Origin of the sequence: Jannaschia aquimarina (genome assembly GCF_000877395.1) — a bacterium.
GTDB lineage: Bacteria > Pseudomonadota > Alphaproteobacteria > Rhodobacterales > Rhodobacteraceae > Jannaschia > Jannaschia aquimarina.
In genome coordinates this window covers 46,465-55,782 of record NZ_JYFE01000005.1, presented here as the reverse complement: position 1 = coordinate 55,782, position 9,318 = coordinate 46,465, and the positions used below count along the sequence as shown (strand labels likewise).

General features: G+C 67.4%; 10 protein-coding genes and 1 pseudogene. 8 read left to right on the top strand and 3 right to left on the bottom strand.

The genetic code is table 11. The features are described from left to right. Positions 1-610: LysR substrate-binding domain-containing protein (locus jaqu_RS22345; RefSeq protein WP_392387209.1), on the bottom strand; the 610-nt coding region annotated here is incomplete at its 3' end. 473 nt (positions 611-1,083) lie between these two features. On the opposite strand from jaqu_RS22345, the gene jaqu_RS01020 reads away from it, so the two are divergent. Together jaqu_RS01020 and jaqu_RS01015 are read left to right on the top strand one after the other, a co-directional pair. After that, positions 1,084-1,701: a MarC family protein gene (locus jaqu_RS01020; RefSeq protein WP_043917068.1), complete on the top strand. Its 618-nt coding sequence runs from the start codon at positions 1,084-1,086 to the stop codon at positions 1,699-1,701. Positions 1,702-1,729: 28 nt separating this feature from the next. Further along, positions 1,730-2,317, top strand: coding sequence for a retropepsin-like aspartic protease family protein (locus jaqu_RS01015; protein ID WP_043917067.1), 588 nt, complete (start codon positions 1,730-1,732; stop codon positions 2,315-2,317). Positions 2,318-2,332: 15 nt separating this feature from the next. Here the strand turns inward: jaqu_RS01015 and jaqu_RS01010 are convergent, their stop codons facing one another. Continuing rightward, a complete protein-coding gene (locus jaqu_RS01010) occupies positions 2,333-2,737 on the bottom strand; it encodes a hypothetical protein (RefSeq protein ID WP_043917066.1) in 405 nt (134 codons plus the stop codon). A 43-nt stretch (positions 2,738-2,780) separates the two neighbouring features. Next, complete coding sequence (locus jaqu_RS01005) at positions 2,781-3,983, bottom strand: pyridoxal phosphate-dependent aminotransferase (RefSeq protein ID WP_043917065.1); 1,203 nt, start codon at positions 3,981-3,983, stop codon at positions 2,781-2,783. A 74-nt stretch (positions 3,984-4,057) separates the two neighbouring features. Here jaqu_RS01005 and jaqu_RS01000 point away from each other — a divergent pair, with 74 nt between their 5' ends. From jaqu_RS01000 to jaqu_RS00975, 6 genes and pseudogenes are all read left to right on the top strand, one after another. After that, complete coding sequence (locus tag jaqu_RS01000; protein WP_043917064.1) at positions 4,058-4,444, top strand: helix-turn-helix domain-containing protein; 387 nt, start codon at positions 4,058-4,060, stop codon at positions 4,442-4,444. Beyond that, positions 4,441-4,701 carry a succinate dehydrogenase assembly factor 2 gene (locus jaqu_RS00995; protein ID WP_043917063.1) on the top strand — a complete coding sequence of 87 codons (261 nt, stop codon included), beginning with the start codon at positions 4,441-4,443 and terminating at the stop codon, positions 4,699-4,701. The genes jaqu_RS01000 and jaqu_RS00995 overlap by 4 nt, the downstream gene beginning before the upstream one ends. A 65-nt stretch (positions 4,702-4,766) precedes the next feature. Beyond that, positions 4,767-5,264, top strand: a complete 498-nt coding sequence (locus tag jaqu_RS00990; RefSeq protein WP_043917062.1) for a MarR family winged helix-turn-helix transcriptional regulator — start codon at positions 4,767-4,769, stop codon at positions 5,262-5,264. Positions 5,265-5,409: 145 nt separating this feature from the next. Further along, positions 5,410-6,741, top strand: a complete 1,332-nt coding sequence (gene tig / locus jaqu_RS00985) for a trigger factor (RefSeq protein WP_043917061.1) — start codon at positions 5,410-5,412, stop codon at positions 6,739-6,741. A gap of 183 nt (positions 6,742-6,924) precedes the next feature. After that, entirely contained in the window at positions 6,925-7,599 is a 675-nt protein-coding gene (locus tag jaqu_RS00980; protein WP_043917076.1) for an OB-fold-containig protein, read from the top strand. Positions 7,600-7,614: 15 nt separating this feature from the next. Continuing rightward, positions 7,615-9,251 (top strand): annotated as a pseudogene (locus jaqu_RS00975) (flotillin family protein). Positions 9,252-9,318 lie beyond the last annotated feature (67 nt).

Below are 9,318 nucleotides of genomic sequence, written 5' to 3'. Positions count from 1 at the left end.
CATCGAGCCCCGTCCGAGCCGGGCCTCCGGCGGGGATATTTGGGAAGCAGAGAAGAAGAGGGCGGACAAGACCGAAGGGTCGAGGACGAGGGACGACGGTCGGCGACGTCGCCTCTTGGTGGTCGGGCGGACGAGTTTCGATGGCGCCTCCCGTTCTCCGAGGGCAGAGGGCGGCGGGCTCTGACCCACCTGACGCGCCGGCGCGCCGGATGGCACCGCTCTGCCCAAGTTTCCCGGAACGAAGACGGGCGAAGTCGATGAAGACCCGGAGCCTCCGCATGATCCGGGCACGGCCCGCATGACAGATGTGGAGGCCCTGGATCTGCGGAAGGTGGTCGTTCAGAACCGAGACCAGCGTCCCCCGGTCGAGATGCGGCCGGACGATCCGGTCTATCTCGTGGGCAAAGCCGAGACCGGCGCGGGCGGCTTGGACCTTCGCATTCGGGTCGTTGCCGAGGACACGTCTGGAAACCGGCACGTGCCCGTCTTCGCCGTCTTGGACGACGCGCCAGTGAGAGTTGGTCTTCTGCGTCGGGCGGCGGAGATTGATGCGGCGATGACGCGCCGGTTCGGCGGGCGTCGAGGGCGTCCGGATCGGCTCGAAGATCACCGGGTCGGCGATGCGGGGGGCCTTGATCCACGGGAGGCCCGGTGGCCGTTCTTTGAGTATGCGGAGAGCGGCGGAGGCGCCGGTCAGTTCGGCCCCGGCCGGACGTGTCTGTGTCAGGGTGGCAGGGGGAGCGCGGCCAGACCTTTAGCGTACGGCCCGTCATCGGCCTTACGGGTCAGTCGCGATCGAGATTGGGTCCGACAGCATCGCGGCCGATGCCATCGCGCCGGGGCCGTGGATGCGCCGATCCACCGCTCGGAGGCGGAGATCGCGTCGATGGGTCCCAGCATGGCGGCCGAGCAGGATGCGGCGCTGAACCCGGCCCTGCCTGCGGGGCCGGGCCTCGCGAGCCGTCGCGTGCTCGGCCGGGCTGGTCTGCCCGCCGGGCCGATAAGCCGGTCCATTCGGGTCGGGCCCCGGGGCGCCGCCGCCCGGGGTGGCGCCGTCCCGGGCTTCGGCCTATTCGGGGCCTCGTGTCCCTTGCCGAAGCCATCACCGCCTTCACGGCTCTGTTCGTCATCATCGACCCGGTCGGCCTGACGCCGATCTTCACCGCGCTGACGGCCGGCATGTCGCCCGCGATGCGGCGGCGGATCGCGTTCCGGGCCTGTGCCATCGCGGCGGGCCTGCTGATCCTCTTCACGCTGGCGGGAGAGGCGGTGCTGGGCTTTCTCGGGATCTCGATGCCCGCCTTCCGGATCGCTGGGGGCCTGCTGCTGTTCCTGACCGCGTTGGAGATGCTGTTCGAAAAGCGGACCAAGCGGCGGGAGGGGCAGGCCGAGGGGCACCGGGCCGAGGAGCATCTGGACGACCCATCGGTCTTTCCGCTGGCCCTGCCGCTGATCGCGGGGCCCGGCGCCATCGCCACGATGATCCTGCTGGCCGACGGCGCGGCGCCGCTGGCGCTGGGACAGGCGATCGGCGTGATGCTGGTCGTGCTGGCGCTGTGCTTCGCGTTCTTCAACCTCGCCGCGCCGCTGGAGCGGTTGCTGGGCGCCGTCGGGATCAACGTCGTGACGCGGCTTCTGGGGATGCTGCTGGCGGCGCTGTCGGTGCAGTTCGTGTTGGACGGCCTGCGCGCCATCTGGTGATACGGGTCGTTCTCCCTATGTTGGGTGCATGACTGATCACGACTCGATGCGCGCGATCTACCTGTTCCTGCTGCTGGCGGCGCTCGGGATCCCGTTCCTGATCAGCCAGCGGCACCGGATCGGGCAGACGCTGCAATATGCCGCCATCTGGGGCTTCGTGTTTCTGGGCGCATTTCTCGTCTATGCCGACCGCGACAGCATCATGAACACGCTGAGCCCCACGCAGCGCGTCACGACGGCCGAGGGCATGTCGGCCATCGAGGTGCCGCTGGGACGGGACGGGCACTATCACATGGTGCTGGACATCAACGGGGCGCCGGTGCGCTTCGTGGTCGATACCGGGGCGAGCGACATGGTGCTGACCCGCGAGGATGCGGCGCGGGCGGGGATCGACCTGGACGGGCTGCGCTTTCTGGGCCGGGCCTTCACCGCGAACGGACCCGTGGCGACTGCGGATGTGCGGCTGGACGAAGTGCGGCTGGGCGATCAGGTGGATCGCAACGTGCGCGCGGTGGTCAATGACGGAGAGATGTTCCAGAGCCTTCTGGGCATGTCGTACCTGTCCGAGTTCGGCCGCATCGAGATCGAGGACGGACGCCTGCGCCTGATCCGCTAGGACGCGCGCCCCGCCTCAGCCGCCCTTGCCCAGCACCCGGTCGGCCCGTTTTCGGACCAGCACCGTGCGGAGGTCATGCATGGCCAGCAGCAGGCGATCGGTCACGGCCTCCAGTTGCTCGTCGGTGGCGCGGGCCTGTGCCCAGTGGGCCGTCAGGTTCAGCGTATCGACTGCGCGGAGGATGTCGTCGACTTCGCGCGAGGCGAGTTCGTCGCTCCGTGCGGTCATCCACGCGTCGATGGCGGCACGGTCCTCTTGGGTCAGCTCACGGTCGCCCTGAGGCTTCACGTTGCCGTTGTTGATGTTGATCGTCGCGATCTGGTCGAGCTCCAGCCGCCGCTGCCGGTTCTCGGTATCGACCCGGAAGACGAGGGCGCCGTTGTCCTTGACGCGGAAGTAGTAGGGCGGAAGGTCCACCACGGTCAGCGCCCCGCCGCGCGGGCGTCGAGGCGCGCCGGTCCGGTCAAGTCAGGCCCGCGCAGAAGCGCTGGATGCGGGTGCAGGCCTCTGTCAGTGCTTCGTCCGAGGTCGCATAGCTGACGCGGAAGGCGGGCGAGAGGCCGAAGGCCGCGCCGTGGACGACGGCGACGCCCTCTTCTTCCAGCAGGGCGGTGGCGAAGGCCTCGTCGTCGTCGATCCTGGCCCCGCCCGCGCTGGTCTTGCCGATGCAGCCATGGATCGAGGGATAGACGTAGAAGGCGCCCTCCGGCGTCGGGCATTGCACGCCCTCGGCCTCGTTCAGCATCGAGACCACGAGGTCGCGGCGGCGCTTGAACATGGCGTTGTTGACGGGGATGAAATCCTGCGTGCCCTCAAGCGCCTCGACCGCCGCCCATTGAGAGATCGAACAGGGGTTGGAGGTCGACTGCGACTGCACCTTGCGCATGGCGGCGATCAGATGCTCTGGCCCGGCGGCATAGCCGATGCGCCAGCCGGTCATGGAATAGGCCTTGGACACGCCGTTGACGGTCAGCGTGCGGTCGTAGAGGCCCGGCTCGACCTGCGCGGGCGTCGCGAAGTCGAAATCGCCGTAGGTCAGGTGCTCGTACATGTCGTCGGTCATCACCCAGACATGGGGGTGCCGCATCAGCACGTCGGTCAGTCCCTTGATCTCCTCGGCGGTGTAGCCGGCGCCAGTGGGGTTCGAGGGCGAGTTGAAGATCAGCCACTTGGTGCGGTCGGTGATCGCCTCTTCGAGCTGCTCGGGCGTGATCTTGTAGCCGGTCTGGCTGGGCCCCTCGATGAAGACGGGGGTGCCGCCGGCCAGCAGGACCATGTCCGGATAGCTGACCCAGTAGGGCGCGGGGATGACGACCTCGTCGCCGTCGTTGAGGGTGGCCATCAGGGCATTGTAGAGGATCTGCTTGCCGCCGGTGCCGACGCTGACCTGTGCGGGCGTGTAGTCCAGCCCGTTGTCGCGCTTGAACTTGTCGCAGATGGCCTGCTTGAGCTCGGGGATGCCGTCGGGCGCGGTGTACTTGGTCTTGCCCGCGTCGATGGCGGCCTTGGCGGCGGCCTTGATGTTGTCGGGCGTGTCGAAATCGGGCTCTCCGGCGCCCAGGCCGATCACGTCGCGGCCGGCGGCCTTGAGCTCGCGCGCCTTGGTCGTGACGGCGATCGTCGGAGACGGCTTCACGCGGGCGAGGGTGTCGGAGAGGAAGGCCATGGCGTCGTTCCCAGGTTCAAGACGGACGCCGACCGTCCTATGATGGGGACGACCTGCAATCAAGGAGAGGCGCGATGGACGGCTCCGAGACCTCGGACGACTGGTTCGACCCAGAGACGACGACCTTCGGCGACCGCCTCGCCGGCGCGCGCGAGGCGGCCGGACTGAGCCAGACGGAACTGGCACGGCGCCTTGGGGTGAAGCCTTCGACCATGAAGCGCTGGGAGGAGGACCGCGCCGAGCCGCGCGCCAACCGCGTCCAGATGCTCTCGGGGCTTCTGAACGTGAGCCTGGTCTGGCTGATGACCGGCGAAGGGCAGGGCGTCGATCTGGACGCGGCGGCGGATGCCGGGGACGGCGATCTACTGCGCGAGGTCGAGCGGGCGCGCCGCGAGGCCGCCCGGATGGCGGACCGCCTGCGCCTGCTGGAAGGACGCCTGCGCGCGAGGCTGGACGCATGACCGAGCGCGAGACCCGCATCAAGCGGATGCGCATCCGCGCCTGGCGCCGCGGCATCAAGGAGATGGACCTGATCCTGGGCGGCTATGCCGACGCGGAGCTGGACCGGCTGGACGATGACGGGCTGGCGCTGTTCGAGGCGGTGCTCGGAGAGGCGGACCACGATCTCTACGGTTGGGTGACGGGGCAGGGGCAGCCCCCGGCGCGCTACGCGGATTTGATTCAAGAGCTTGGGGAAAGGGCGGCATCCGCCCGCTAGATTTACGATTCATCAGGGTTTTTCTGCGATCTCTCCCGACAACAGAGCGCGAGAGAGGGCCCCGCATGAGCAGGCTAGAGAAGTTTCAACCCCGCAATGCCGCGGACTTCATGTCCGGCTACCTGGACAGCCTGCAATTGGTCGAACGGCTGCACCGCCTGCTGCTCGACGTCATCAAGGACGAGTTCGAGCGTTTGAACCTGCTGGAGATCAACGCCGTGCAGGGCCTGCTGCTGTTCAATATCGGCGACAACGAGGTGACGGCTGGCGAGTTGAAGAGCCGGGGCTACTACCAGGGCTCGAATGTCAGCTACAACCTCAAGAAGCTAGTGGATCTGGGCTACATGCACCACCAGCGCTGCTCCATCGACCGGCGCGCGGTCCGGGTCCGGCTGACCGAAAAGGGCCGCGAGGTCCGCGATGCGGTCGAGACCCTGTTCCAGCGTCATGCCGACGGGATCAAGCATACCGGCGTGCTGTCGGATGCCGGCCTGATCGAGATCGTCAGCACCCTGCGCCGGGTCGAACGCTACTGGACCGACCAGATCCGCTACATCTACTGATCCGCCTGCCGCAGCGTGAGCCGCGCGCCCGTCCGAAAGGGTGCCGCGCGGCCCCTTGCACCCCTGTCGGGGCCTCCATAGAAGGGCGCAGATTTCCGACCCCCGCACGGGGGTCGTACCCGTTTTCTGACCCGAAGGACGCGACATGCAGGTGACCGAGACGCTCAACGAAGGCCTCAAGCGCGGCTACACGATCACCGTGCCCGCCGCCGATCTGGAAGCCAAGGTCGACGAGAAGCTGACCGAAGCGCAGCCCACCATCGAGATGAAGGGCTTCCGCAAGGGCAAGGTGCCGATGGCGCTGCTCAAGAAGCAGTTCGGCGATCGCCTCATGGGCGAGGCCATGCAGGAGAGCATTGACGGCGCCATGTCGAAGCATTTCGAGGAGTCGGGCGACCGCCCGGCGATGCAGCCCAAGGTCGAGATGACCAACCAGGACTGGACGCCCGGCGACGATGTCGAGGTCACGCTCTCCTACGAGGCGCTGCCCGAGATCCCCGATGTCGACTTCTCGGACGTGGAACTGGAGCGTCTGGTGGTCGAGCCTGCCGAGGCCGACGTGACCGAAGCGCTGGAAAGCCTGGCCAAGTCGGCGCAGGCCTACGAGACCAAGAAGGGCGGCAAGGCGGCCAAGGGCGACCAGGTGGTGATCGACTTCCTGGGCAAGGTCGACGGGGAGCCCTTCGAGGGCGGCGCCGCGGAGGATTATCCGCTCGTGCTCGGCTCCGACAGCTTCATCCCCGGCTTCGAGGACCAGCTCATCGGCCTGAAGAAGGGCGAGGAGAAGGTGGTCGAGGTCACGTTCCCCGCGGAGTATCAGGCCGAAAACCTCGCCGGCAAGGCCGCGACCTTCGACTGCACCGTCAAGGAAGTGAAGAAGCCCGTCGACGCCAAGATCGACGACGAGCTTGCCAAGCGGTTCGGCGCCGAAGACCTGGACGCGCTCAAGACCCAGATCGGAGAGCGGCTGACGGCCGAATATTCCGGCGCCGCCCGCCAGGTGGTCAAGCGCCGTCTGCTGGACGCGCTTGACGGCAAGGTGGATTTCGCTCTGCCGCCCAGCCTGGTCGAGGCCGAGGCCAAGCAGATCGCGCACCAGCTCTGGCACGAGGAAAACCCGGACGTTCAAGGCCACGATCACCCCGAGATCGAGCCCACCGAGGAGCATACCAAGCTGGCAGAGCGGCGCGTTCGCCTGGGCCTGCTTCTGGCCGAGGTCGGCCAGAAGGCCGAGGTCACCGTCTCCGACGCCGAGATGACCCAGGCGATCATGCAGCAGGCGCGTCAATATCCGGGGCAGGAGCGCGAGTTCTTCCAGTTCGTGCAACAGAACCCGCAGGCTGCCCAGCAGATGCGCGCGCCGATTTTCGAGGACAAGGTGATCGACCACGTGCTCGACCAGGCCAAGGTCACGGACAAGCCGGTCAGCAAGGACGAGCTTCAGGCCGAGCTGGAGAAGCTGGAGGACGAGACCTGAAGGTCACGGCTGCCAAGCTGAGATGAGGAAGGCGCCCCCGGGCGCCTTTTTCGTGTGACGAACCTGCAACAATCTCCTGAAGCGCTCCGCATACGTGCCGCCATGTTGTAGCGCAGACAACTCCCCACGATCGCGCGTCCGACTCCGCTCTCTGCGGGGCCGCGCCGTGTGATCATGGAACCGATGCTGACGACCCTCTTCTCGCCTCCTGTCGCCCCCTTCACCACGGCGATCGTCGTTCTGGCGGGCCTTCTGGTTCTGGAGCTCGTGATGCTCGCCATGGGCGGCTCGCTGATCGCCGAAACGGACGGACCCGAGATCGGTGTCGATGTCCCGGACCTGGATCTGCCGGAGATCGAAGCCCTCGAGATGGGCGAGATCGACGTGGGCGAGCTGGAACTGACCGACACGCCGGAACCGGGCGTGCCCGCGCTGGGATGGACGGGGCTCGGCCGGGTCCCCTTCCTCATCTGGTTCGCCGCGCTCCTGACCGGCTTCGGCGGCACGGGCATCGCGGTGCAGTTGACGGGCCCCTGGCCACTCTGGCTGGTGGCCCCCGGGGCCGCGCTGGCTGGGCTGGTCTTTACCCGAAGCTTCGCCGGCACCTTCGCCCGCCTCATTCCGCAGACGGAGACATCGGTGCAGACCGAGCGGCAACTCGCCCGGCGGCGCGGAACGGTGACGCAGGGCACGGCGCGGCGCGGCCGCCCCGCGGAGGTCCGTGTGACGGACCGCTACGGAAACACCCACTACGTCCGGGCCGAACCCTTTCGCGATGACGCGGAACTGGGGCGCGGCACGGATGTGCTGATGGTCTACGACCGCGGGACCCGGACCTTGCGGATGATCGAACTCTGAGAATTGGAGACTGACATGGAAGGCATTCTGATACTGGCCGGAATAGGCCTCGGATTTCTGATCTTTGTGGGCCTGGTCGTGTCGCGGCTCTACAAGCGGACATCGCGCGAGATCAGCCTCGTGCGGACCGGTCTGGGCGGCAAGAAAGTGATCGTCGATGGGGGCGCTCTGGTCCTGCCGCTGTTTCACGAGGTCGCGCCGGTGAACATGAAGACCCTGCGGCTGGAGGTCAGTCGGACGGGCGATGCCGCGATGATCACCAAGGACCGGATGCGTGTCGATGTGGGCGTCGAGTTCTACGTTTCGGTCGCCCCGACCGAAGAGGGGATCAGTCGCGCCGCGCAGACCCTGGGCGGGCGCACCTTCGACGTGGAGCCGCTGCGCGACATGATCGAGGGCAAACTGATCGACGGTCTGCGCTCGGTCGCGGCGCAGATGACGATGGATGAGCTGCACGAGAACCGATCGGACTTCGTCCAAGAGGTGCAGAACGCGGTCACCGAGGATCTGCTGAAGAACGGTCTGGGGCTGGAATCGGTGTCACTGACCGCCCCGGACCAGACGCCATTCGAGGCACTCGACGAGAACAACGCCTTCAACGCGGTTGGGATGCGTAAGCTGGCCGAGGTGATCGTCCGTTCCAAGAAGGAACGCGCCCAGATCGACGCCGATGCGGAGGTCGCGGTGAAGCAGGCTGCCATGGAGGCCGCAAAGCGCGGCCTGGAGATCGAACGCGACGAAAAGGCGGCGATGATCGAGCAGATCCGCGAGATCGAGACGCTTCAGGCCGCGCAGGAGGCTGAACTGGCCAAGCGCCGCGAGGATTCGATGCCGGAATCGGAGGCCGCGCGTCACCCGCGAGCAGGCGATCCGCGCCGCCGAGATCGAACGGGATCGCGCATTGGAGGTGGCCGAGCAGGAACGCCAGATCATCGTCAATCAGAAGTCGGAAGAAGAGAGCCGCGCGCGCCAGCGCAGACGCCGCCCGCGCCGAAGCCACCCGTGCAAAGGAGGCCGTCGAGACCGCCCGCGCGACCGAGGAAGCCGAGCGCGCCAAGCGTATCGCCATCATCGAGGCCCAGCGGGAGGCCGAGCGCGAAGCCACCCGCGTGCGCCTTGCCGCCGAGGCCGAGAAGGACGCAGCCAACGACCGGGCCAAGGCGCGCCGCGAGGAGGCCCGTGCCGAAGCCGACGCGGTCAAGATCCAGGCCGAGGCGAAGAAGGCCGACATGCTGGCCGAGGCGGAAGGCCGCGAGAAGATCGTCGCCGCCGAGAATTCCCTCTCGGCAGAGATCATCCGGATGAAGCTGCAGCTCGCGCGTCTGGAGGCCATGCCCGGGATCGTGGAGCAGATGGTCAAGCCGGCCGAGAAGATCGACTCGATCCGGATCCATCAGGTCGGCGGGCTGGCCGGCGGCGCGGGCGCGGGTGCCGCGAACTCCGACGGCAAGCCGGTCGTGAACCAGGCGCTCGACTCGATCATGGGGATGGCGGTCCAGATGCCCGCGCTCACGAAGCTGGGCGAAGAGTTGGGACTGTCGATGGAAAAGGGTCTGGGTGGCCTGGATCTGGATGGCGCCCCTGCCAAACCTGACCCGGCAGACGAACCGGTCGATCCGGAGACGGCGAAACGGATCGAAGCCGCGGAATAGGCACGCGCGACCCTCTCATCCCGCCGGGAATATCCCCGCGGCGCGGGGGCATCGGCCCCCACCGGAT

Bases quoted from the DNA above. Each gene is read 5' to 3' on its own strand.
- jaqu_RS00980 (WP_043917076.1), top strand. From the start codon at position 6,925: ATGCTGACGACCCTCTTCTCGCCTCCTGTCGCCCCCTTCACCACGGCG.
- jaqu_RS01000 (WP_043917064.1), top strand. From the start codon at position 4,058: ATGGACGGCTCCGAGACCTCGGACGACTGGTTCGACCCAGAGACGACG.
- jaqu_RS01005 (WP_043917065.1), bottom strand. From the start codon at position 3,983: ATGGCCTTCCTCTCCGACACCCTCGCCCGCGTGAAGCCGTCTCCGACG.
- jaqu_RS01015 (WP_043917067.1), top strand. From the start codon at position 1,730: ATGACTGATCACGACTCGATGCGCGCGATCTACCTGTTCCTGCTGCTG.
- jaqu_RS00995 (WP_043917063.1), top strand. From the start codon at position 4,441: ATGACCGAGCGCGAGACCCGCATCAAGCGGATGCGCATCCGCGCCTGG.
- jaqu_RS00990 (WP_043917062.1), top strand. From the start codon at position 4,767: ATGAGCAGGCTAGAGAAGTTTCAACCCCGCAATGCCGCGGACTTCATG.
- tig (WP_043917061.1), top strand. From the start codon at position 5,410: ATGCAGGTGACCGAGACGCTCAACGAAGGCCTCAAGCGCGGCTACACG.